Source organism: Martelella mediterranea DSM 17316 (assembly GCF_002043005.1).
Lineage (GTDB): Bacteria > Pseudomonadota > Alphaproteobacteria > Rhizobiales > Rhizobiaceae > Martelella > Martelella mediterranea.
The window spans coordinates 497,287-520,566 of the sequence record NZ_CP020331.1 but is presented as its reverse complement, the minus strand read 5'-3'; the positions used below and the strand labels follow the sequence as shown (position 1 = coordinate 520,566).

Annotated in this window: 25 protein-coding genes; 12 read left to right on the top strand and 13 right to left on the bottom strand. The window is 62.4% G+C overall.

Features of this window, described 5'->3' with window-relative positions:
- The first annotated feature begins 41 nt into the window (after positions 1-41).
- The 5 genes from Mame_RS24175 to Mame_RS24155 are packed head-to-tail and all read left to right on the top strand — an operon-like array spanning position 42 to position 4,983.
- Positions 42-926 carry a carbohydrate ABC transporter permease gene (locus Mame_RS24175; protein ID WP_018066799.1) on the top strand — a complete coding sequence of 295 codons (885 nt, stop codon included), beginning with the start codon at positions 42-44 and terminating at the stop codon, positions 924-926.
- Positions 919-1,749: a carbohydrate ABC transporter permease gene (locus Mame_RS24170; RefSeq protein WP_018066798.1), complete on the top strand. Its 831-nt coding sequence runs from the start codon at positions 919-921 to the stop codon at positions 1,747-1,749. The genes Mame_RS24175 and Mame_RS24170 overlap by 8 nt, the downstream gene beginning before the upstream one ends.
- Positions 1,750-1,758: 9 nt before the next feature.
- Positions 1,759-3,207, top strand: coding sequence for a sulfatase family protein (locus Mame_RS24165; RefSeq protein WP_018066797.1), 1,449 nt, complete (start codon positions 1,759-1,761; stop codon positions 3,205-3,207).
- Position 3,208: 1 nt separating this feature from the next.
- A complete protein-coding gene (locus Mame_RS24160; protein WP_018066796.1) occupies positions 3,209-4,210 on the top strand; it encodes an ABC transporter ATP-binding protein in 1,002 nt (333 codons plus the stop codon).
- Positions 4,207-4,983: an L-iditol 2-dehydrogenase gene (locus Mame_RS24155; protein ID WP_018066795.1), complete on the top strand. Its 777-nt coding sequence runs from the start codon at positions 4,207-4,209 to the stop codon at positions 4,981-4,983. The genes Mame_RS24160 and Mame_RS24155 overlap by 4 nt, the downstream gene beginning before the upstream one ends.
- Positions 4,984-5,058: 75 nt before the next feature.
- On the opposite strand, the gene Mame_RS24150 is transcribed toward Mame_RS24155, so the two are convergent.
- Genes Mame_RS24150 through Mame_RS24130 form a run of 5 tightly spaced genes read right to left on the bottom strand, consistent with a single transcriptional unit; the run spans position 5,059 to position 10,348 of the window.
- Entirely contained in the window at positions 5,059-6,612 is a 1,554-nt protein-coding gene (locus Mame_RS24150; protein WP_018066794.1) for a sulfatase family protein, read from the bottom strand.
- A gap of 59 nt (positions 6,613-6,671) precedes the next feature.
- Positions 6,672-7,628, bottom strand: coding sequence for an aliphatic sulfonate ABC transporter substrate-binding protein (locus Mame_RS24145; protein ID WP_018066793.1), 957 nt, complete (start codon positions 7,626-7,628; stop codon positions 6,672-6,674).
- Between the two features lie 19 nt (positions 7,629-7,647).
- Entirely contained in the window at positions 7,648-8,430 is a 783-nt protein-coding gene (locus tag Mame_RS24140) for an ABC transporter ATP-binding protein (RefSeq protein ID WP_018066792.1), read from the bottom strand.
- Positions 8,423-9,229 carry an ABC transporter permease gene (locus tag Mame_RS24135; RefSeq protein ID WP_018066791.1) on the bottom strand — a complete coding sequence of 269 codons (807 nt, stop codon included), beginning with the start codon at positions 9,227-9,229 and terminating at the stop codon, positions 8,423-8,425. Before Mame_RS24135 ends, Mame_RS24140 begins: the two co-directional genes overlap by 8 nt.
- A gap of 21 nt (positions 9,230-9,250) precedes the next feature.
- A complete protein-coding gene (locus Mame_RS24130) occupies positions 9,251-10,348 on the bottom strand; it encodes an ROK family protein (protein WP_018066790.1) in 1,098 nt (365 codons plus the stop codon).
- Positions 10,349-10,670: 322 nt separating this feature from the next.
- Between Mame_RS24130 and Mame_RS24125 the strand changes: the two genes are divergently transcribed.
- Positions 10,671-10,838, top strand: coding sequence for a hypothetical protein (locus Mame_RS24125; RefSeq protein ID WP_155122274.1), 168 nt, complete (start codon positions 10,671-10,673; stop codon positions 10,836-10,838).
- 6 nt (positions 10,839-10,844) lie between these two features.
- On the opposite strand, the gene Mame_RS24120 is transcribed toward Mame_RS24125, so the two are convergent.
- Both Mame_RS24120 and Mame_RS24115 read right to left on the bottom strand, forming a co-directional pair.
- A protein-coding gene (locus tag Mame_RS24120; RefSeq protein ID WP_155122056.1) for an IS630 family transposase occupies positions 10,845-11,793 on the bottom strand; the annotation gives its coding sequence in 2 pieces (ribosomal slippage) (positions 10,845-11,456 and positions 11,458-11,793; 948 coding nt in all).
- A 72-nt stretch (positions 11,794-11,865) separates the two neighbouring features.
- The gene (locus tag Mame_RS24115) at positions 11,866-12,537 is read right to left on the bottom strand and encodes an NmrA/HSCARG family protein (protein ID WP_155122273.1); all 672 of its coding nucleotides are present in this window, start codon (positions 12,535-12,537) and stop codon (positions 11,866-11,868) included.
- A gap of 117 nt (positions 12,538-12,654) precedes the next feature.
- On the opposite strand from Mame_RS24115, the gene Mame_RS24110 reads away from it, so the two are divergent.
- Positions 12,655-13,098, top strand: a complete 444-nt coding sequence (locus Mame_RS24110) for a winged helix-turn-helix transcriptional regulator (protein ID WP_018064123.1) — start codon at positions 12,655-12,657, stop codon at positions 13,096-13,098.
- A gap of 131 nt (positions 13,099-13,229) precedes the next feature.
- Here the strand turns inward: Mame_RS24110 and Mame_RS24105 are convergent, their stop codons facing one another.
- Positions 13,230-14,042: an SDR family NAD(P)-dependent oxidoreductase gene (locus Mame_RS24105; RefSeq protein WP_018064122.1), complete on the bottom strand. Its 813-nt coding sequence runs from the start codon at positions 14,040-14,042 to the stop codon at positions 13,230-13,232.
- Between the two features lie 101 nt (positions 14,043-14,143).
- Between Mame_RS24105 and Mame_RS24100 the strand changes: the two genes are divergently transcribed.
- The 4 genes from Mame_RS24100 to Mame_RS24085 all read left to right on the top strand — a co-directional run bounded on the left by Mame_RS24100 (position 14,144) and on the right by Mame_RS24085 (position 15,977).
- On the top strand, positions 14,144-15,037 hold the full coding sequence (locus Mame_RS24100) for a LysR family transcriptional regulator (protein ID WP_018064121.1): 894 nt from the start codon (positions 14,144-14,146) through the stop codon (positions 15,035-15,037).
- Positions 15,038-15,041: 4 nt separating this feature from the next.
- On the top strand, positions 15,042-15,245 hold the full coding sequence (locus tag Mame_RS24095) for a hypothetical protein (RefSeq protein ID WP_018064120.1): 204 nt from the start codon (positions 15,042-15,044) through the stop codon (positions 15,243-15,245).
- A 137-nt stretch (positions 15,246-15,382) separates the two neighbouring features.
- Complete coding sequence (locus Mame_RS24090) at positions 15,383-15,664, top strand: type II toxin-antitoxin system RelE/ParE family toxin (protein ID WP_026173357.1); 282 nt, start codon at positions 15,383-15,385, stop codon at positions 15,662-15,664.
- A gap of 16 nt (positions 15,665-15,680) precedes the next feature.
- Positions 15,681-15,977, top strand: coding sequence for a HigA family addiction module antitoxin (locus Mame_RS24085; protein ID WP_018064118.1), 297 nt, complete (start codon positions 15,681-15,683; stop codon positions 15,975-15,977).
- 90 nt (positions 15,978-16,067) lie between these two features.
- On the opposite strand, the gene Mame_RS24080 is transcribed toward Mame_RS24085, so the two are convergent.
- From Mame_RS24080 to Mame_RS24060, 5 genes are all read right to left on the bottom strand, one after another.
- Positions 16,068-17,189: a Gfo/Idh/MocA family protein gene (locus tag Mame_RS24080; RefSeq protein ID WP_018064117.1), complete on the bottom strand. Its 1,122-nt coding sequence runs from the start codon at positions 17,187-17,189 to the stop codon at positions 16,068-16,070.
- Between the two features lie 241 nt (positions 17,190-17,430).
- Positions 17,431-18,948, bottom strand: a complete 1,518-nt coding sequence (locus Mame_RS24075; RefSeq protein ID WP_018064116.1) for a tripartite tricarboxylate transporter permease — start codon at positions 18,946-18,948, stop codon at positions 17,431-17,433.
- 3 nt (positions 18,949-18,951) lie between these two features.
- A complete protein-coding gene (locus Mame_RS24070; RefSeq protein WP_018064115.1) occupies positions 18,952-19,446 on the bottom strand; it encodes a tripartite tricarboxylate transporter TctB family protein in 495 nt (164 codons plus the stop codon).
- 34 nt (positions 19,447-19,480) lie between these two features.
- Positions 19,481-20,467, bottom strand: coding sequence for a Bug family tripartite tricarboxylate transporter substrate binding protein (locus tag Mame_RS24065; protein ID WP_018064114.1), 987 nt, complete (start codon positions 20,465-20,467; stop codon positions 19,481-19,483).
- Between the two features lie 28 nt (positions 20,468-20,495).
- Positions 20,496-22,088 carry a sulfatase gene (locus Mame_RS24060; protein WP_018064113.1) on the bottom strand — a complete coding sequence of 531 codons (1,593 nt, stop codon included), beginning with the start codon at positions 22,086-22,088 and terminating at the stop codon, positions 20,496-20,498.
- Between the two features lie 97 nt (positions 22,089-22,185).
- Here Mame_RS24060 and Mame_RS24055 point away from each other — a divergent pair, with 97 nt between their 5' ends.
- Positions 22,186-23,091 carry a LysR family transcriptional regulator gene (locus Mame_RS24055; RefSeq protein WP_018064112.1) on the top strand — a complete coding sequence of 302 codons (906 nt, stop codon included), beginning with the start codon at positions 22,186-22,188 and terminating at the stop codon, positions 23,089-23,091.
- Positions 23,092-23,280 lie beyond the last annotated feature (189 nt).

Here is a 23,280-nt window from a genome sequence, read left to right as displayed (position 1 = left end):
CCTCCGGCGGATACATATCTTCAAGAAACCGGAGTTGATCCATGACGCCAGCGCGCGCCTCGGCCTCGATGAATCGCGGCTACAGAGCCATGATGCTGCCGGCTTCCATCGCGGTCGGAATTTTCGCGATCGCACCGCTTGCCGGCATGTTCGCCCTGTCGCTGACGAATTATAATCTGATCCGGGGCTGGAGCGGAGAGATCGGGATCGCCAATTTCCTGCGCCTTCTCGATGATCACCGGTTTATCGCCTCCGTCTATATAATGGCGGCCCTTTCGGGTTTCGGCGTGCTTGCGCAGGTCGTCCTCGGTACCGCGGTCGCCGTTGGCCTCGACAAGATCGTCAGCCGCTGGAAGGCGGCGCGCGGCATCTTCGTCATTCCCTTCGCCGTGCCGCATGTCGCGGTGGCGCTGATCTGGCTGTCGCTGTTCACGCCGACGCTGTCGCCGATCAACGCCTTCTTCGACATGTTCGGGATCACCGTGCCGGCGATGCTGACCACCCAGAGCGGCGCGATCGCGGCAATCGTGATCGCCGACACATGGGCGACCTATCCGTTCGTCATGCTGATCGTGCTGGCAGCGCTTCAGGGCATTTCGCCCGATCTTGACGAGGCGGCGGCGCTGGATGGCGCAAGCCGCGTCAAGACGTTCTTCCTGATCACGCTGCCCCTGCTCTACCCGACGCTGCTGATGGTCGCGCTGTTCCGCTTCATCGAAACGCTGAAGCATTTTCCGCTGATCTTCGTGATGACCAATGGCGGGCCGGGCCGGGCCACGCAGGCGACCAACTACTACGCCTATGTCCAGACCTTCCAGAATTCGAATGTCGGCTACGGTGCGTCTATTGCCGTCGTCCTGTTCGTGTTCGCGGCCATTGTGAGCTTCTATATCGCCCGCTTCAACGCAAGGTATTCCAATGCGTGATTCAACCGCCAGCTACCGGGTCAAGCGCGGCCTCGGCATCGCCATGATGCTCGCCTTCCTGCTGTTCGCGCTTCTGCCGGTCATCTGGGTCATTATCCTTGCCTTGCGGCCGGCCCAGCAATTGTTCGAACCGATCTGGCGCTCGCCGCTGGCGCTGACGCTCGACAACATCTATTCGATCACCCGGTCGGATTTCCCCAAGGCGCTGGTCAACAGTTTCATCACCGCCGGCTGCTCGACGGCGCTTGCCCTGATCCTCGGCGTGCCCGGCGCGTTTTCACTGTCGAAGCGCAAGGCTGCCAACAAGTTCCTGGCATCGTGGCTGCTGCTGCTCCTGCGCATGGCGCCGCCGGTGGGCTTCGTGATCCCGCTGTTCCTCATCTACATCAAGACCGGCATGATCGACACCTATGCCGGCCTGATCTTCGCCTACACCTCCCTCACCCTTCCATTCGTGGTGTGGTCGATGTGGAGTTCGTTCAACCAGATCCCGGACGAGCTTGTCGAGGCCGGGCTGATGGACGGCGCATCGATGTGGAACGTGCTCCTGAAGGTGGCGATCCCGGCGGCCCGCCCCGGCCTGGTGGCCGCTGCCGTTCTCAGCTTCCTGCTGGCCTGGAACGACTTCTTCTTCGCGCTCATCATCACCCGCGCCGATACGATGACGGCGCCGGTCGCGGTGATGAACTTCGTCTCCTATGCCAGCGTCGACTGGGGCGCGATCGCCGTCGCGTCCATCGCGCTGACGCTGCCGGTCGTCCCGATCATCATCATCGCAAACAAATACATCGTCCAGTCGCTGGGCGGAGCAGTGAAAGGCTAGGCAAGGCGCATGCAGCAACGTCCGAATATCGTCTTCATCATCACGGACCAGCAGCGCTACGACACCGTCAATGCGCTCGGCTTTCCCTATATGCATACGCCGAACCTCGATCGCATGGTCGAAGAGGGCACCAGTTTCGACCGGATGTATGTCACCTCGCCATCGTGCAGCCCGTCGCGCGCCTCGCTGTTTTCGGGAACCTTCCCGCATACCAACGGGGTCTACCGCAATGACGAGCCCTGGTCCTGGTGCTGGGTCGATCTCCTGAAACAGGCGGGCTATCGCTGCGTCAACACCGGCAAGATGCACACCTGGCCCGTTGAGGACGCGTTCGGCTTCCACGAGCGGCACGTCGTGGAAAACAAGGATCGGGCTCATCCAGATCTGCCCTTCTATCTCGACACCTGGGACAAGGCCTTCTGGACGCGCGGCATCGAAAAGCCGACCCGGATCACCCAGCGCCGCCTTGCCGACTACAAGGAACGGCTGGGCTGCTATGTCTGGGACGCGCCGGAGGACCTGCACGCCGACAATTTCGTGCCGGAACTGGCGCAGATGTGGCTCGACCGCTATCCGGGCGATGAGCCCTTCTTCCTGCAGATCGGCATTCCCGGCCCGCATCCGCCCTATGATCCGACGCAGAACTATCTCGACCTCTACGAAGGCCGCAATGACCTGCCGGAGCCGATCCGCGACTATGATTTCGGCACCCAGCCCGGGCCGATCCGCAAGCTGCGCGAGGGGCACTACGCCCAGGACCATGACGGCATCGTCCACCTTGAAAATCCCACGGCCGACCAGATGCGCAGGCAGCGCGCCCATTACTATGCCAACGTCTCGATGATCGATGCCCAGCTCGGCAAGCTGTTTGCGGCGCTGGAAAAGCGCGGCGTTCTCGACAACACCATCATCGTCTTCACCTCCGACCACGGCGACTGCCTCAACGATCATGGCCATTCGCAGAAATGGAACATGTATGAGCAGAGCGTCCATGTTCCGGCGCTGGTCTGGGGCAAGGGCATTGCGCAAAAGCGCTGCGACGCCCTCGTTTCGCTGTTCGACTGGGGTCCGACGATCCTAGAATGGGCGGGCGTCAAGCCGCCGGGCTGGATGGAGGCGCGCTCGCTCAATCCGCTGATGGCGGGAAAGGGCGAGGCTCGTGATTGCGTCTTCGCCGAGCACGCCAACGACGCGATCCTCAGCGATACCGAATTCATGACGATGGTGCGGACCGAGCGATACAAGCTCGTCCATTTCGTTGACAGCGACGAGGGGCAGCTCTTCGATCTTCAGACCGACCCGCGCGAAACCGTCAATCTCTGGGATGATCCCGGATATGCCGAAATTCGCCGCTCGCTGACCATGAAGATCCTCGAATGGCGCATCCAGAGCGACAGAAAAACCCAAGGGTTCCGACAGGCCCTGGCCAATCGGCCGCCGATACGGGAAGGAGTATGAAATGGGTAGCATAGCCCTTGAGAAAGTCGCCAAGCGCTTCGGCAAGGTCGAGGTGATCCCGCAGATCGATCTTGAGATCGAGGACGGCGAATTCGTCGTCTTCGTCGGACCTTCCGGCTGCGGGAAATCGACGCTGCTGCGCATGATCGCCGGGCTGGAGGACCTCTCCGGCGGCGCGATCCGCATCTCCGGCAAGGATATCTCTGCCCTTCCCCCCGGCGACCGCGGTCTTGCGATGGTGTTCCAGTCCTATGCGCTCTATCCGCATCTGACGGTTGCCGAGAACATGATGTTTCCGCTGCGCATGGCCAAGATCGACAAGGCGGTCGCGGAGGAGAAGGTGCTAAAGGCCGCCGAGGCCCTGAACCTCATCGATTATCTGGGCCGCAAGCCGAGCGAGCTTTCCGGCGGCCAGCGCCAGCGCGTGGCGATCGGCCGCGCGATCGTGCGGGAACCGGCGGCATTCCTGTTCGACGAGCCGCTGTCGAACCTCGACGCGGCGTTGCGGGTCAATATGCGGCTCGAGATCTCCGAGCTGCATGAGCGGCTGAAAACGACAATGATCTATGTAACCCATGACCAGGTCGAGGCGATGACCATGGCCGACAGGATCGTCGTCCTCCAGCGCGGCAATATCGAGCAGGTGGGCACCCCGCTGACGCTCTACAACACCCCGGCCAACCGGTTCGTTGCCGAGTTCATCGGCTCGCCAAAGATGAACATCATCGAGGGCGAGGAAGCCGGCAAGCATGGCGCCCACGCGATCGGCATCCGTCCCGAACACATCGCCGTCTCGGCGAGCGAGGGCGCTTGGCGCGGCGTGATCGGCGTTGCAGAGCATCTCGGCTCCGATACGTTTTTCCACGTCCATGGCACGGGCATTGCCGGCTCGATCACCATCCGGGCCACCGGCGAGATCGGTCTTCACCATGGCGACACGGTTTATATGACGCCCGAAGCGGGCAAGATCCATCGCTTCGATGAAAAGGGAGCAAGGTTGTGACACAGAGACTGGCGGGAAAATCGGCCCTGATCACGGGGGCTGCGCGCGGCATCGGCAAGGGCTTTGCCGAGGCCTATGCGCGCGAGGGCGCTCGGGTTGCGATCGCGGATATCAACCTGGAAGCCGCCGAGCGCACGGCCGCCGGGATCGGCGATGCGGCCTATGCCGTCGAACTCGACGTGACCCGTCAGGAGAGCATCGACAGCGCCATCGAGACCGTGGTCGCGCGGGCGGGCAAGCTCGACATCCTGATCAACAACGCCGCCCTTTTCGATGCCGATAACATCGTCGATATCACGCGGGAAAGCTATGAACGGCTATACGCCGTCAATGTCGCCGGAACCCTGTTCACGCTTCAGGCCGCAGCCCGGCAGATGATCCGCCAGGGCCATGGCGGCAAGATCATCAACATGGCCTCCCAGGCCGGGCGGCGCGGCGAAAGCCTCGTCGCCGTCTACTGCTCGACCAAGGCCGCGGTGATCTCGCTGACGCAATCGGCCGGGCTCAACCTCATCCGCCACGGCATCAACGTCAACGCCATCGCCCCCGGCGTGGTCGAGGGCGACCACTGGAAGCATGTCGATTCCCTTTTCGCCAAGCTCGAGGGCAAGGAACTCGGGCAGAAGAAGGCCGAGGTAGAGGCCGGCGTTCCCGCCGGACGCTATGCGAAGCCGGAAGACCTCTCGGGCATGGCCGTCTTCCTGGCCTCCGCGGAGGCCGACTATATTCTCGCCCAGACATACAATGTCGACGGCGGCCAGTGGATGAGCTGAGCCGTCAGCGGCGCTGAAGGCATGCCGATGAGTGCCGTTTTTTTTGCCGGCACTGCCGCCGCGCCTGAGACGGTCTCACCCTGACTTTACCGGCAGGCTTGCCAGAACCTCGGCGCTGTCATGTTCGGGCACGTCGCCGATATCGGCTTGCTTGGCATCGAGCTTTTCGAGCATCGTCTTGAAGGTTTCGCCATAGGCGGGGTCGTTCGCGACGTTGAAGAGCTCCATCGGGTCCTTGTCGCAGTCGAACAATTCCCATTCCGGAGGCGCATCGTTCTCGCGCGCGCCGTCCTGCCCCAGCGCCTTGTTGTACCAGTAGATCAGCTTGTAACGCTCATCGCGCACGCCGTAATGCGCCCAGGCTTCGTGGATTTCGTCATTGTGCATCCAGTAGCGGTGATAGGCGAGCTGGTCCCAGTCCTCAGGCGTCTCGCCGCGCAGCATCGCGCGCATCGAGGTGCCCTGCATGTAGCTCGGCTTGGCCACGCCCGCCCAGTCGAGGAAAGTCGGGGCGAAATCGACATTGCAGGCGATGTCGCTGGAGGTGCAGCCCGCGGCGATCTCCGCCGGATAGCGGCACAGGAACGGCATCTGATAGCTTTCCTCATACATGAAGCGCTTGTCGAACCAGCCGTGCTCGCCGAGGAAGAAGCCCTGATCCGAGGTGTAGATCACGATCGTGTTCTCGGCGAGCCCCAGTTCGTCGAGCTTGTCGAGCATGCGCCCGACGCCGTCGTCGATCGCCTGGACGGTGCGCAGATAACGCGACATGTAGCGCTGGTACTTGAATTCCGCGAAGGCCTTCGGATCGTCGAAGGTGAAGGTCTTTCCGGTCTCCGCGCAAATCACCGAGATCGTCTCGCCGTCCTTCAGTTCGGGGATCTTGCGCGCCGGCCAGCCCTCGACCATCAGTTCGCCGGCGATTTCGGCACCGCCTTCCGGCTGGACGAGGCCGAGGTCCTCATAAAGCATGTCGGACTTGATGCGCATCTTTGCGGCGGCCGCCGCCGCGGCGCGGTTCTCATAGGTGTCCTCGAAGGTCGGCGGCAGCGGAATGCTGCCCGGTTCGTGGATATCCTTGTAGCGCGGATGATACTGCCAGTTGCGGTGCGGCGCCTTGTGGTGGCACATCAGGAAGAAGGGCTCGTCCTTGTGGCGATCGATGAAGTCGACGGACATGTCGGTGATGATGTCGGTCGCATAACCCGGCACACGGCGGTAGCCATCGGGAAAGTGGAAGCCCGGATCCCAGTAGTCGCCCTGCCCCGGCACCACCGCCCACTCGTCGAAACCGGTCGGCTCATGCGCCGGGCCTTCGCCGAGATGCCATTTGCCGAAGATCGCGGTCGCGTATCCGCCGGCCTTCAGCGCCTTGGCAACATTAGGCAGGCGGTTGTCGATATGGGTCGAAAGCGTCGTCACGCCGTTTACGTGGTTATGCGTTCCGGTCAGGATCGCGGCGCGCGAGGGCGTGCAGATCGAATTGGTGACATAGGTCGCATCGCTCCGCACGCCTTCATTGGCCAGCCTGTCGAGGTTCGGCGTGTTGTTGATGCCCGCGCCGTAGGCCGAAATGGCGCGCGAGGCATGATCGTCGGACATGATGAAGATGATGTTGGGGCGGGTCATTTCGGCTCCTGATGCGGGAAGAAACGGGGCGGCCGGCACGGACCGCCCCGTGGTAAGACTTATTCGGCGTAAAGCTTGCCCAGATAGAATTCCGAAGCCGGAAGCGGGCTTTCGATCTTGCCGAAATCGGCATAGAGCCCGGCAAGTGTATCGAACCAGTTGTCGACCTTCCCGTCGCGGGTCAGTTCCACCAGTTCCTCGCTTGAGGGCAGCTTGGCGAGCTTGGATTCCACCAGCAGCGGCTCGGCCGGCACGTTCAGGAACGCGGCGGTGATCTCAACCGACTTTTCCGGGTTCTCGCGGCGGAAATCGATGGCGTCCTTGATGACCGCATCCACCTTCTTGATGACGTCTTCATCGCCGGCCTTGGCATCGCTGACGATGAAGCTCGACGGGAACGCGATATCGGGGAAGAAGTCCTCGTTGGAGCTCAGCTCCTTGAGGTCCGGAACGCGCTTCTTGACGACGTCGACAAAGGGATACCAGATGCCGGCGGCGTCAATCTGCCCCGATGCGAAGGCGGTCACCACGGTCGACGGATCCATCGGGATCACGTCGATATCGTCGAGCGTCATCCCCGCCTTTTCAAGCGCCAGACGCAGCAGCATGTCGCCGGACGTGCCTTCCGGCACGCCGACCTTCTTGCCCTTGAGATCGGCAATGCTGTCGATGCCCGGCTGGGCGATCACGCGATCGGTATAGCCGAGCGCGTTGACGGCGATGACCTTGGCCTGTCCGCTTGCCGGCAGCCAGAGCGCGCCGGGACCGATATAGGCGAAATCGAGCGAGCCGGCATTGAGCGCCTGGACCTGGATCGGGCCATTGGTGAAGACCTTGAGGTCCGCCTCAAGGCCGTGCTTGGCCCAGAGATCCTCTTCGGTGGCGATGGCCGCGACGCTCGTTCCGAAATAATCGGCGATATAGCCCATCCGGATCTTGTCGAGCTCCTCGGCGCTGGCCGGGCCGGACAGGGCAGCCGCGGCGACCGCGGCCATGAGTACCAGTTTCTTCAGCATGATTTTTCCTCCGTTTTGCTCATGCCGCCTGTTGGGACCGGTCATAAACCGCCCGCCAGACATTGTTTCTGATCTCTGTGAATTCAGGCGACAGCCGGATTTCCTCGTTACGCGGAAAGGGCAGGTCGACATTGATGATTTCCTGCAGGCGCCCGGGGCGGGCCGCAAGAACGATAACGCGGTGGGCGATGTAGACGGCCTCGTCGACATCATGGGTGATGAACATCACCGTCCGCTTGTCCTTGGACCAGGTATCGAGCAACTGGTCCTGCAGCTTGACCCGCGTCAGCGCATCGAGCGCGCCAAAGGGTTCATCCATCAGCAACACGCTGGGATTGACGGCATAGGCCCTGGCAATGGCGCAACGCTGCTTCATGCCGCCGGACAGCGTCTTGGGATAGGCCTCGGCGAAATCCTTGAGCCCGACGAGATCGAGGTAATGCAGCGCCCGCTCGCGGCGCTGTTCCCGGCCCATGCCCTGCAGCTTGAGGCCGAACTCGACATTCTTGATCACGGTCAGCCAGGGAAAGAGCGCGTATTGCTGGAAGATGACGCCGCGATCGGGACCGGGGCCGTTGACCGCCTTGCCATTGACCAGGCATTCGCCCGAGGTCACGCCTGTGAGCCCCGCCACGATGTTCATCGCCGTCGACTTGCCGCAACCCGACGGCCCCACCACGGTGACGATTTCGCCATCGGCGATATCCAGCGTCAGGTCCCTGAGCGCCACAAACGACTTGTCGCCTTCACCGAAGGACTTGCTCACATTGCGAAACGCGATCTTGGGGTTTGGGTCAGTCATGATGAATTCTTTCCTGCCAGTGGGTCAGGCGCTCTTCGGCACGCACGACAATGCGGTCCATGATCAGGCCGAGAATGCCGATGGCGATGAGGCTGACGAAGATCGTCGGCAGGTCGTAGTAGAGCTGCGCCTGTTGCATGCGGAAGCCGAGGCCGGATTGCGCGGCGATCAGTTCCGCGGCGACCACGGTCGCCCAGGCCGAGCCGAGACCGATGCGAAAGCCCACCAGAATGAACGGCGTCGATGCGGGAATGATGATCCGGGTGAAGATCACGCGGTCGCCGGCGCCAAGCACCCGCGCGGCATTGATATAGGTCCGGTCCACGCTGATGACGCCCTGATAGGTCGACACCACGGAGGACAGGAAGGCGGCGAGAAAGATCACGAAGATCTTCGGCTTTTCATCGATGCCGAGCGTAACGATCGCAAGCGGAATGATGGCAAGCGGCGGGATGACGCGGAAGAACTGGATCCACGGATCGATGACCGCGCGGGCAATCTTGTACCACCCCATGAGAAAGCCCACGGGCACCGCAATCAGCGAACCGATGAGAAAGCCGATCAGCACGCGGCGAAGGGAAGCGAACATATCCATCCACAGCTGGCCGGAAATGGCGAGCTCGATCATGCGCTGGAAAACCGTCAGGGGCGTTGGCAGCACCGATACGCCGGAGGCCGTGGCAAGCCACCACAGCCCGATGCCGCAGGCAAAGGACACAATCCCCCAGAGAAGTTTCGGCGAACGAAACACGAAGTCCCGGCGCGGTTCGGCAATGTCGAGGTCTTTTGCGACGCTCATTCGTTCCTCCCGTGGCCGACCTTAGACGCGCACAGATTGCCGGTGAGACATCCGCGCGGCGGCCAAGGGGCCGTTTGAATAAAGAAATTGTTCAAGCGCGACGCCGGCCGCGCCCTGCACGCCGACCGGCTCGTCGAGGCTCGTGCGTTCGATCGCAAGCTTCAGCCGCTGCTGCGGCATCACCCGCGGCGGCAGGTCCCGTCTCAGATCCGCGAAGAACCGCTCGGGCGCGCCGTTGAAATCGCCGCCCAGCACGACCCGCTCGGGACCGAAAAGAGTGACGGTCGTGGACATGGCCTGAAGCAGATACTCGTAAAGCTGGGGCCATTCCGGGCGCTCCATGGCGGCTGCGACCAATTTCGACCGGGGAAGATCGGGATGACCGACAAGCGCGCTGAGCGGCTCTTCCGAGAAGAACCGTTCGAGACAGCCGCGCCCGCCGCATCGGCAAGGTCGGCCACCGGGCTCGACGACGATGTGGCCGATCTCGACGACGCTGCGCCGCTCGGCGGCTCCGGTCTGCACGAAACCGCCGCCAATGCCCTTGCCAAGCAGAAGATAGAGAATGCTTTCCGCGGCCCGCCCAACGCCGTAACAGGCTTCGGCCATCGCCATGGCCGTGGCATTGTGCTCCAGCACGACCGGAAGGCCGAGCGACTGCTCGAACGCCTCCGCAAAGGCGATCCCTTTCCATCCCGTCAGCACGGAATGCGTATTGACGCGTCGGGCCGGATCAACGCCGCCGGGAACGCCGACCCCGATCCCGAGGATCTGGTTGAAAGGAAGGGCGCCGTCATGAAGGACGTTGCGGGCGAGATCAGAAACGCGCGCGATCAAATCTTCGACGGGCTCCGTCAGGTCGTAGGTGATGCTTCGCGTGTGGGAAAGGTTGAGCGCCGCATCCGACAGCGCGATATGGACCTGCCCTGCTCCAAGATGAATGCCGAGAACATGGCGAGCCTCGGGACAGATTTCCACGGTTGTTGCGGGCCGCCCGATGCTGAACGCGCCCGATGGATCGCACTCGCGCACCAGACCTTCGCGGATCATCTGCGTCATGATTTTGGTGACGCCTGCAGACGAAATGCCGGTCACGCGCGACAGCTCGGCGCGCGACATCGCGCCTTGGTCTCGCAACCTAGTCAGTATCTCCCCGCTTCCGCTCCTCACGGTGCCTCCCGTATTTAATTTCCTTACTTAGTAAAATTAAAAGATGACCGTTGTCAACTGGCGACGCGATGGCGGGGAGCAATGGCTTGAATTGACCTGACAGGGCCGCGACGCCGTCGATGCCCTTGGGTGGTGAGCGTCCCGGGATTGTGAGCGGCAGATGTGGCAATGAAACGGACTAACGAAGGGCCACCTCGGTTTCAACATGATTGAGCGCCGCCTCAAAGAGTGGATTGCCAGGACCGTCCAGCCACTCCCCGAGCGAAGTAAGATGGTCGAACTCCTGTTCGAGAAAGGGAAGGTCGGCGGCCCCAGCGAGCAAACCACTATCCAGAAGCTCGGCCAGGCGTTTGAGGAAGGGGTTGTTCGCAAGCAGTTCGACGGGAAAGCGCTTGTAGGCGATCGGGCGGCCGGCGGCGTGCGTGAACGCGGTCTCTAGAGCGTTTCAGTTTTTAATGGAAGCGTATCCAGCATTTGCAAGGTAACTTGCGCACTCTTGCGGTTTGATGGTGGTGACGAGGCGGCCGATGGCCCGCCATGTTTCCTCGACGGTTCGCTTCTGCCCCATACGCATCCAGTGTTTGATCTTGGCGAACGCCTGTTCGATCGGATTGAGATCGGGCGAATAGGGCGGCAGGAACCATAGCCTTGCGCCTGCCGCTTTGATCGCCTTGCGGATCGCGGCTGACTTGTGGCTGCCGAGATTGTCCATGACGACGATATCACCGGGCTTGAGAGTGGGCACGAGGATCTGCTCGACATAGGCTTGGAAGCACTGGCCGTTGATCGGCCCGTCGAAGACGCAAGGGGCCGTCAGCCGGTCGCAGCGCAGCGCGCCGAGAAAGGTCAGGGTTCGCCAATGCCCATGCGGCGCAAAGCCGCGAAGGCGTTTGCCGCGTTTGCCCCATCCCCGAAGCGGGGCCATATTGGTCTTGATCCAGGTTTCATCGATGAACACCAGCCTGCTGGGGTCGAGGCCGGCCTGCAAAGTCTGCCAGCGTTGACGCCGTCTGGCGATGTCGGCGCGCGCCTGCTCAAGGGCGAACAGTGTTTTTTTTGAAGCTGAGACCCTCGCGCCGCAGGAACTTCCAGACCGTATCGTGCGAGACCTTTACGCCACGCGCAGCCAGTTCATCCTTCAGCCCGTGCAGCGTCAGATGCGAGGTCTGGTTGATGCGCTCGATGATGAAGGCCCGGTGCGGTTCCAGTATGCGCTTGCGATGGCCACCCATCTTGCCGGGCGCGACCGAACCTGTCGCCCGGTAGCGCTGCGACCACTTCACTGCAGCAGACACGGAAACCCCAAAGCGGGAAGCGACCGAGCGGCAGCTCTCGCCAGCCTCAATGGCAAGAACCACACGCTTACGAAGATCATTGGAAAGAGGTGCCGTCATCAGATGCTGGCCTCCTGCCCAGCCAGCATCTTGAATCACAAAACCAGCAAAAGGGGAATCCCTTTGATTCCGTCAAACACAGAACCGCTCTAGGTCGCGGCCCGTCACATTCGCGCTCGCCAGTTCGATGGCCTTGCTAGCATAGCGCTCAGGCGACACCAGGATCTGGGCGTTCATCCTTCCCAGATCGGCAAGCGCGATCATCTGCATGGATTGCTCCGGGCGCATGAAGAAGGTGAATTCGCCTTGAGGAAGTCCCAGACCGGGCAATAACAGCATTTCCATGAAGCTTACCGGGCGCGTGATCGTGGTCATCACGGGGAGGCTCTGCACATAAGCTTCGATTTCCGATTTGCTGTCGAAATGCCCCATTCCCGTCAGGCCCTTGCCCGATGCTCCACTCGACGAATAAACGAGATGTCGTACCCCTTGCCGGACGGCGCTGTCTGCAATCCCCTTGCCCTGCAGGACCTCCTGGGCATCGGTGACCTCGCCTGACGGCGAACTGGTCTGAACGCTGAACACACCCTTGACCCCTGCCATCGCACGGTCAATCGATGCTGGGTCAAACAGATCGCCGACTGCCAGCGAGATGCCTGCGGCAGACAAGGCCTTCGATCTGGCGCTGTCGGGATCACGCACGAAGGCCTTGACCTCCCTCCCCTTGGCTTTCAGCGCGCGCGCAACAGCCCCGCCTTGCTGCCCGGTCGCTCCGAACACGAGAAATTCCGCTGTGTGATCCATTTTGGTTACCATCTGTAATTAATGATGGTTATCATTTGGAACTGATTGAAAATCAGCGCAAGACGGCACATTTTTGATCGTCGGTTACATCGACATAACCATTGAAGGAGTTCCTACGTGCAGCGTGAAATCAATGGCCGCCCGGTAATCGAAACCGCGCGAGGGCCTGTTCTGACGCCATGCGCCCCGGGCAGCGTGCTGGCGCGTCTCGGCGACAAATGGACTATTCTGGTGGTGTCCATGCTCGCCCTGTCGCCGGATGCTCCCATGCGGTTCGGAGCGATCAAGCGCGGCATTCCGGATATTTCGCAAAGGATGCTTACGCTCACTCTTCGCAATCTCGAGCGCGACGGCCTCGTTGCGCGCTACTATCATGCCGAAGTGCCGCCGCGCGTGGAATATGAACTGACGGCCCGTGGCAGGTCCATGCTCGGCCCCCTGGCCGCCTTTACGGGCTGGATCAGGGATACCTGGCAGGACATCGAGACCTCGCGCCGTGCTTTCGACGAGGCTGAATTCGAACGATCGGGCGACGGGAGCAAAAGCAAAATCTCTCTCTGACGGGGAGACCCCAGACCTGTTCGTGCCCGCATTGATGGCTTGGGCTGGCGCGCATGGATTGAGCAAGATGCAGAATATCGGTGCCAGCCCGGCTCCCAATCACCCGCCTGCCGGCGCACTGGACTGTCGCATCAATCGTGATCGGCCGAGCGGGCGATCTCGTGCCGCAACTGATCGACCTTTGCGCCGGCCCACTGCCGGGCGTCGTCGCCGAACACGAACCGCGCCGGCGCATCGTCCTGCGCGGCAAGCGGCACGATCCGCGCCGCGAGCAGCTTCGGATCGCCCGGCTGGTTGCCATTCGCGCCGTCGACAAACGCGAGATACTGCGCGATCGCCTCGGCATAATCCGGAATGTCGATGCTGCCGAAGCGCGCCGACTTGCCGTCCATGAAGTCGGTGCGCAGCATGCCCGGCTCGACCAGAAGCGAGCGGACGCCCAACGGCGCCAGTTCCTGCGCAAAGCCCTCCATCCATCCCTCGACCGCGAATTTCGAGGCCGAATAGACCGCACCGCCGGCATTGGAGACCAGCCCGCTGACCGACGAGATGGTGACGATCAGGCCCGCGCGGCGGCGACGCATATGGGGGGCGACCGCGCGCGCGACGTTCATCGTGCCGAACAGATTGACCTCGAACTGACGCCGTACCGCTTCATCCGTGAAGGTCTCGAAGAAACCCAGCTCGGCATAGCCGGCATTGTTGACCAGCACGTCGATCGCGCCGAACCGCTCCGCGGTCTCGGCGGCCACCGCATTGGCGGCCTCGGCATCGGTGATATCGAGCGCGCGGGCATGCAGGCGATCGTGGTCCCCGAAGGCCTCGCGCACCGCATCGGCGGAGCGCGCCGTGGCCACCACCGTTTCGCCCGCATCGAGCGCCGCGCGCGCGATCTCGCGTCCAAGTCCCCGGCTCGCGCCGGTCACCAACCAAACCTTTGGCATCGTCGTCTCCTTGCTCTTGTGCAGTCGTCGACTATGTAGCTATGCTAATGGATCATTATAATCGCCTAATGAGTAATAGGCCCCAGTAGCAGGAATCATCAATGCGTCCGGATCAGTTCGGCGACCTCGCCATCTTCGCGGCGATTGCCTCCGACCGCAGCTTCACCCGCGCCGCGCGGCGGCTCGGCGTCACGCAATCGGCCTTGAGCCAGACCATGAAGCGGCTGGAGGGCCAACTCGGCTTTCGCCTGCTCACCCGCACGACGCGAAGCGTTGCCCCCACCGCCGCCGGCGAGCGCCTGCTCGCCACCCTGTCGCCGGCCATTGCCGGGCTGGACGCCGAGATCGAGGCGCTATCCCATGCACGCGGGACAGCAATCGGCACGGTCCGGATCACGACGGGCAAACACGCTGCAGACACGGTGCTGTGGCCGATGCTGCCCGCCTTCATGCGCCGCTATCCGGGCATTGAGGTGGACGTGAGCGTGGAGGACGGCATGACCGATGTCGTGGCGGGCCGCTATGATGCGGGCATCCGGCTCGGCGAGCGACTGGAGAAGGACATGATCGCGCTCACGGTCGGGCCTCCGCTGCGCGTGGCGGTGGTGGCCGCTCCCGGCTATCTGCGCGACCATCCGACGCCGATGGAGCCGGCCGATCTCACCGCCCATCGCTGCATCGCCTACGCCGACGCGCACGGCAATCTGTCACCCTGGTCATTCGAGCGCGACGGCCGCGCGGTGACGGTCACGCCAGGCCGCGGACCGGTCTTCAACGATGCGGACCTGCTGGTCGCCGCCGCTATTGAAGGGTTCGGCATCCTCTACATCCTGGAAGATCTGGTGGCGGCGCCGATTGCCGATGGCCGTCTTACCCGCCTGCTGGAGCCGTGGTGCGAGCCGTTTTCCGGCTACCACCTCTATTACCCCGATCGGCGCGGCACGACCGCTTTCGAACTCTTCAAGGAAGCGCTGCGCGCAGAAAGGGCTGCATGAGGGCTTGAAAGGGTCAGCGTCAGTTCTCAATGGCGGTGATCTTGCCGCCTACGAGGAAGTCGTCCCCGGCGCCTTCCTGATCACCTGCCACAGCGGCGTATCGCTTGCCGCGCTTCACGCCTATGAAAGCACCGGCTGGCTTGAAGAGGGAAGGATTCCCGAACAGATGGAACCCTTCTCGCTCGCCCGTTTTTCCGGCGAGGGATAATCTAAGTCGTGTCGCCGGTTCAGCGCGTCCATCCTTTGAACCGCGAGAAGTTCCGGACTTTTTTGTATCGTGACGTGATACGTATCGCTTGACAGGGATGCGTATCATTCTATGATACAAACAGAAAAGGAAGACAGCTGATCCGATCCTATCGCAATGCCACGACGGAGAGTGTCGCCAGCGGCAAGGCGCCGAAAGGCTTTCCTGCCGATATAATGCGCGCGGCGATCCGAAAGCTCACGATGATTGACAATGCGCACGCCCTGGATGATTTGCGCTCGCCGCCGGGCAACAGGCTGGAGGCGTTGAAGGGCAATAGAAAAGGTCAGTACTCGATCAGGATCAACGATCAGTGGCGCATCTGCTTTGTCTGGACGGATGGCGGCGCGGAAGATGTCGAAATCGTCGATTACCATTGAGAAAAGGACAGGAACCATGGCCAGCATTCTGCCGCCGGTCCACCCGGGTGAAATCCTGCGGGAAGAATACCTGATCCCGCTGAACATGAGCGCCGGCGCACTGGCGAAGCGCCTTCACGTGCCGCGCACCCGCATCGAACGGATCGCAAAGGAGGAAACGGCGATCACGCCGGATACGGCGCTGCGGCTCGCCAAATTCTTCCGCACCACGCCGCAATTCTGGCTGAACATGCAGGACAGCTTCGATCTGAAGCGCCAGGCGGAAGCGCTGAAGGGCGAGATCGACGCGATCGAGGCATTCGAAGCGGCGTGAGACGAGCGAAAAGCCCGCGCTCAGCCTACCCGGAATCCACGGCGCGCAACACGCTCGCTGAACTGCCGGAGTCAGGCGGCAATTGCGCCATCAATCATAGCCGATATCGACCCAGCCGCGCTTTTCATGCGCTTCGGCCATGGCATGGACCGCGCGTTCGATTTCGACGCCTTTCTCGAAGTCGATCACATGGGCAGGCTCTCCAGCCATCGCGGCAATCAGGTGGCGGCACTCGATCACCTTGAGATCGTTGAAGCCGAGGCCGTGGCCGGGCGCGGGAATGAACTGGTCATAGGGCGGATGCGCCGGACCCGCGAGAATCCGGGCATAGCCGGCCTCCGCGGCCGGCCCGCCGGCGCGGTAGATTTCCACCTCGTTCATGCGCTCCTGATCATAGGTGATCGATCCGGCAGAGCCGAAGATCTGGATCGCGATCCTGCCCTTGCGACCCCAGGCGGCGCGGTTGGCCATCAGCACGCCGGACGCGCCGCTTTCCATGCGAAACAGCACGCTGGCGATATCATGGGTTTCCACCGCACGCTTCCCCCCGGCCTTCAGCGGGCGTTCGGCGTAGGGCTTGGCCATATCCGTGGTGACGCTTGCAAGCCGGCCGAACAGCATCCGGATCAGCGACAGCGGATGCACGGCGAAATCGTCGAGCGCGCCATAGCCGGAACTCGCCTCGCTCTTCCAGTAGAAGAACTGCTCCGGATCGGCCATGAAGTCTTCGTCCATCTCGATGCGGATATGATTGACCGTGCCGATCGCCCCGTGCTCGAGGAAGCTTGCGATCTGGCGGATCATCGGGTTCTGGATGTAATTATAGCCGAGCACGGCGGCGCGGCCCGCGCTGCGGGCTGCCGCCCGCATCTTGAGCGCGTCGTCGAATTTCGGCGCCATCGGCTTCTCGCACCAGACGTGCTTGCCGGCTTCCAGCGCCGCGATCGCCATATCCGGATGAAAGGCATTCGGCGCGGCAATCGAGATCACGTCCACCTCCGGGTCCGCAATGAGATCGCGCCAGCTGCCGGTGGCCTTCTCGAAACCGAAGGCGTTCGCCTTTTCGCGCGCGAGATCGCGATCGACCTCGGCCAGATGCACGAGCCGGACCGGCGGGCAATCGCCGAATGTCGGGCCAACGGCATTCCATGCCAGAGCATGGCATTTGCCCATATAGCCGGTTCCGATCAGGCCAATTCCGATAGACGACATGCGCTAGCCTCCTGCGCCCCTCAGGCGCATTGATTGCGGGTTATGATGCAGATGTTCCAGGACCAAGGAATATTCATTTTATTTCATAATTCAATATTATAGAATAAAAATTACATTCTGGAGACCCAAGTTTCGGCGGCCGAGCATGATCCGCTGCGCGTCAGCGGCTATGCCCACGCCCTGAGCGAGGCCGGCCGCCGCTCACTGGTTTTAATGGCGGCGTGGCTCGACCCCGATCCGCTCAGCCCTCGGACTGAGCAGTTGCCCGCACATCGCGCTCGCGCCGCTGGCGGATCGTCCAGTAGATCGCGCCGGCGATCAGCGCGATATTGACGGCCACCAGCACGGCGGAGACCGGCCGGTCCAGGAAAATCCAGTAGCCCTCGCGCGAGATCAGCAGCGCGCGCCTGAGATTGTTTTCCAGAAGCGGCCCCAGAATGACGCCGATCACCAGCGGCGCCAGCGGATAGCCGGCATTGCGCAGAAGCAGGCCGAGGATGCCGAAACCCATCATCACCCACAGGTCGAACACCGAGCTCTGCAGGGCGAATGTGCCGATGGCGCAAAGCAGCAGCACGATCGGGATCAGATAGCTTTTCTTCAGCCGCAGCACCCAGACGAAGGCGGGCGTTGCCAGAATGCCGACGATCAGCAGCGAGATGTTGGAGAACAGATAGACCAGGAACACGCCGCCGACGATCTCCGGCCGCTGCTCGAACAGCGCCGGACCCGGGAAAAAGCCCAGGATCAGCATCGCGCCGATCAGCACGGCGGACGAGGCTTCGCCGGGAATGCCGAGCGCCATGGTCGGCACCATCGCGCCGCCGACCGTTGCATTGTTGGCGCTTTCGGTGGCGACAACGCCGCCCTCCGCGCCTTCGCCATAGCCATCTTCCGGTTTCGAGAACGCCTTGGCGACGGCGTAGGAGGCGAAGGTGGAGATCGTGCCGCCAACGCCGGGAAGCGCGCCGAAGGCCGCGCCGATGGTCGAGGAGCGGAGCAGGTTCTTCCAGTGCCGGAGCGTGATCAGGAGGGTTCTGAAACCGGGCCTGACGATCTTGACGTCGGATTTCTGATTGAGGTCATTGCCCTGCACCTGATGCGCCATTTCGGAGATGGCGAAAATGCCAACGACGATCGCAACGATGTGAAAGCCGTTCAGCATCTCGAAACTGCCGAAGGTGAAGCGGAAGCCGGTCGAGAATTCATCCGTGCCAATGGTGGCGATCAGGAGGCCGAGACAGCCTGTCATCAAACCTTTGAGCAGCGAACCCTCGGAAACGACCGCGATCGCGATCAGGCCTGTCAGCGCCAGCATCGCATATTCCGGCGGCGAAAAGTTCGAGGCGAAGTCTGCGAGAACCGGCGCCGCCAGGATCAGCACGAGACCGCCGAACAGCCCGCCGAGCGCGGAGGCGGATATCGCGATGCCGATGGCATCCGCAGCGCGCCCCTTCTGCGCCAGCGGATAGCCGTCGAACAGGGTCGCGGCGGCAAGCGGCGTGCCGGGAATCCGCAACAGGATCGCCGAGATCGATCCGCCGCAGGAACCGCCAACGCCGATTGCGAGCAGAAAGCCCATGGCGGCCACCGGGGGCATGTCGACCGCGAAGGGCAGCATCAGCACGATGCCCATCAGCGGTCCCAAACCCGGCAGCGCACCGACGATGAGCCCGAAGATGACGCCGAGCGTCGTCAGTGTGAGGGTGAGCGGTGTGAGAAACTGGTCAAGGCCAGCGGCAAGCGATTGCGCGAGCATGGATCACCAAGCAATGTTCAGGTGCAGGAGGCCGCCCGGCAGCACGATCTTGAGCCAGGCTTCGAAGACATAGGAAAGCCCCAGCGAGATCAGCACCGCCGGAACCACGATCGCCAGCGGTCGCCTTATGCCGCAAAGCATCATCAGCGCCGCGAGCATGATCGGCGTGGCGATGTGATAGCCGGCAATGCCGAGGGCTGCGAGATAGGCCGCGAATATCAGGACAAGCGACGCGGGCCGGGCGAGCTGGCCAAGCGGCACGCCCGTTTCGGCTTTCGTCTTGCGCGCCCGCAAAATCTGCAGCAGCGCCTGTATCGCGGTCAGCAAGGCAAGCACGGCAGCGATCGTCTTCGGATAGGCCGCCGCGTTGTCATAGGGCCCGCCGGAGGCGATACCCTGTTCGGCCATGCTGGTCGCGGCCTGCTGATACACAAGGCCGATGACGGCGAGGAAAAGCGCGACCGCGAGCCATTCGACATGTCTTTTACCGATGCTCATGGTCACCCTTTCCTCCCGGCCCGGCTTGTAGAGATCAGTATTTGGCAAGCTGTTCTTCTTCCCATTTGAGCGCATTGCCCATCGCCTCGAACTGGCCTGCCACCGGACCCACGATCTCATCGTACTGATCCCAGTCCCATTCCAGGGCGGCGAAGCCGAGCGCGTTGACCTTTTCCTGCACCTCGGGGCGTTCGATCGCGGCCTTCATCGCCTCGCGCAGAATTTCCAGGCGGTCGGGCGGGGTGTCCTTGCGCACCAGCCACCAGTTCCACCCCATGGGGCCAAGCCCGCTCAGGCCGAGATCGACATCGAGGTCGGCAATGGACGGCGCACCGCCGAAGGCCGCGGCGCTGGCCGGCAGTTCCGACAGCACGAGCTGGATGGTGTAGTCGTCGCCATTCTGCTGGTAATCGCCGACATTGATGAAACCGAAATCGAGAACGCCGTTCTTGAGGTCGGACATGGCGTCGCCATTGGCGGTATAGGGAATGTTCTGGGCCACGCAGTCATAGCTCTGCAGCACCTTGGCGATGACCATATGGGGCAGGTTGTTGCGCGACCCCGTCGTGTAGCGAAGCTCCGCCGGGTGATCGGCGCAATAGTTCATCATCGCCTCGAAATTCGCCCAGCGGTCATCGTCCGCCGCCGTGCCGATCGCGAAGGCGTTGGAGAAGGCTGCGTGCAGCGGCACGAAGTCGGCATAGGTCCAGTCGGCCTTGCCGAGCACCGGCTGCAGCACCAGCGGCGCGACATAGCCATCGAGGATGGTGTAGCCGTCGGCCGGCTTGTTCATCGCGATCTGGAAGGCCTTGGTACCGGCGGCCCCGGGCGTCGAAATCACCGGGATCGAGACGCCGAGCTCCTCCGACATCGCTTCTGCCAGGATCTGGCTGGCCGACATCGCGTTGCCCGGCCCCCAGGGGAAGATCAGTTCGACCGTGCGTTTGGGAAAGTCGTCCGCCCCAGCGGCAAGCGGCATGGCGGCGATTGCGGCCAGTGTGATTGCTATCGTTGTTTTCATTTGCTCCTCCTTTGATATTTTTCGCCGCTCAACCGAGGGCGTCAATGCTTTCCGCCGGCGTTTGATCGCGGGCCAGCCCGTAATGGGCGTAAAGCTCCTCCGGGGCGTCATGCGCCACGAAATGCTCGATGATGGCGGCATTCATGCGGGCTTCGATCTCCGGAGCTTCCAGCGGCGTCGTCTGCCCGGGATCGGCGGCGAGATCGTAGAGCACGTTTCCGCCCTGCCAGTTTGCAAGAATGTCCATGCCGGATTCGCCGAGCTTTCTGGAAAGCCTGACCCGCAGTAACGGCGCGTCCCTGGTGAAGTCGAAGGCGTCGACCAGTTCGGCGGTGGCGAGATCGCCGACCGAGAACATGTCTTCGAGATGGCTGGGCATCAGGGTGTAAAGCGGCAGCGCCGCCGGATCGTCGGTCTCGGGGAACCTGAAATAGGTGTACCGCCCGTCGGTCGCGCAGACCGGGCCGCCGAACATGCCGAGGATCGCCGTGTCGCGTCCCGACGGGCGTTCGTCCAGCAGCGGCAGCAGCGAATGCGCGCGCGCTTCCACAGGTGTGGCCACGCCATGCAGGTCCAGGATCGTCGGCATCAGGTCGGTGGTCTGGGTCAGTTCCGCGATGCGCGCGCCGCCGCTCCCGGGATGATCGGGATGCCAGATCATCAGCGGGATATGCGAGATCTCCTCGTAATACGGCATCCGGTTCTTGGCCCACCACTCATGCTCGCCCAGAAGGTAGCCATGATCGGTGGTCAGGATCAGCGTGGTGTCCTTCCAGGCGTCATTGGCGTCCATCCAGTTGAGCAGTCGGCCGAAATAATCGTCGCACATGGCAACGAGGGCGGCATAGTTGGAACGGATTTCGGCGATCTCCTCCGCAGAATTCGTGCACTTTTCATAGAGCGGCCAGTCCAGCACAGGGCCGTCATAGCCGGTCGCGAACATTGCCTTGAACCGTTCGGGCGCATCGAACGGTTCATGCGGATCGAAGCATTCGAGTTGCAGGAACCAGTCGTCGCTGTCCCGGTTGCGATCGAGGAAATCGAAGGCTTTGGCGAAGCACTTCGCGGTCGGATAGTCCGCCTCATCCCACGGTTCGAGCTTGTTGATGGCGTGGCGGGAGCGTTTCCACACATCCTTTGCCAAGGTGCCGCGTGTGGCGGTGCGGCCTTCCGGCAGCGTTCCGGTCGGATAGTGGCGGGCGTCGAAGTTTTCGCGGATGCGCTCCACCGGCGGCACGGTGAACACTGTGGTCGGGTCATATTCCTGACCGCGGATGAAATCCCAACTGTCGAAGGCCTGGGCATAACCCCAGCCGCCGTTTTCGAAATAATGCAGGTGGTCCGAAACCAGATGGGTATAGACGCCGGCGGCGCTCAGCAATTGCGGAAAGGCGTTGTCGAACGGTTCGAGCGGGCCCCACGGGCGATGGGTGAAGTTCAGCCGCCCCGTCTGCATGTCGCGCCGTGCGGGCATGCAGGGCAGCGAACCGGCGTAATGGGTGTCGAACGTGGCCGCGCGGGCGGCGAAGCGATCAAAATTCGGCGTCGGGACCGCCTTGCCGCCATAAGCGCCGAGCGCCGTTCGATTCAGGGAATCGAAAAGTACAAAAATCGTCCGCAAAAAGTCCTCCCACATCTTGGAGGATGAACTTGTCGGATCGCAGGCTTTCTGTAAAATCGATTTTTACGGACCTAGCGATAGAAAAATGGAATAGCTCGTGGACAGAAACCTCACTGCCTTTCTTGCGATCGCGGCGGAAGCCAATCTGTCCGACGCAGCCGAAAAGATCGGCCTGACGCAACCCTCCCTGACCAAGCGTCTCGCAAATCTCGAGGAGGATCTCGGCGGCAAGCTGTTCGAGCGCCATCGCCGCGGGATGCGCCTGACTGCCGCCGGCCGTCACTTTCTGGCCCGCGCCGAGCGAATCGAACAGGAATACCGGCAGGCGCGCGAGGAAATCCGGGCACTCGCCGGCATCGGGCTTGAAACCCTGCGGGTCGGAGCGGGGCCGCTGTTTCACCTGCGCTATGCCGCGCCGCTGTTTGCCCGGCTGCGCAACAGGTACCCGTCCCTGACCTTCGAATTGGTTGCAGACCAGAATGCGGTGACGCTGCCGATGCTGCGCGATGGCCGTCTCGATGTCGTGCTTGGGGCGATCGAACCATCGGAGCCCGATGCCCTGATCACCGCCATACCGGTGGCCGAGATCGAGCTTGCCGTGATCATGGCAGCCGATGATCCGATGGCGGCACTGCCGTTGCTCGGGCCTCGCGAGCTGGCCGGCTTTTCCTGGGTGGCCTATAGCGGCGCGACCGACAACGTGCCCTTGCTGCGGCGCTATTGCGCCGAGCAGCGGCTGAGCCCGCCGCGCATCATCGCCCATTCGACCTCTTTTGCCGCGGCGCTGGACCTGACGCGCGCGCTGGGCGCCAAACTGATGGCGCCGCTGCAGCTTGCCGATCATGTCGAAATCGGCGGGCTCGTCATCCGCCCGACAGATCCGCCGATCAGTCGGCTTTCCACCGGCGCCTATGTCCGGCTCAGCTCTCTTGGCATTCCCGTTGTCCGGCAGTTGCTGGAAGATCTGAAGGCCGTGACAGGCATGAACGGCAAGGATCGCTGATGGGGCACCGTTGCGGGCTGCCGCGACATTGTTGCCGGAGGTCGCAAGCATCCGCTGGATCAGGGACTTTTCATATTGCCTGATTTCGTCATTCAGGCCGGCCGACGGCGCAGATTGCGCATCGCCGCGCGATCCGGTTTGGCGGCGCTTGCAGCAGAAAGTGAAGCGCTCCGACGAAAAGCGTCCAAA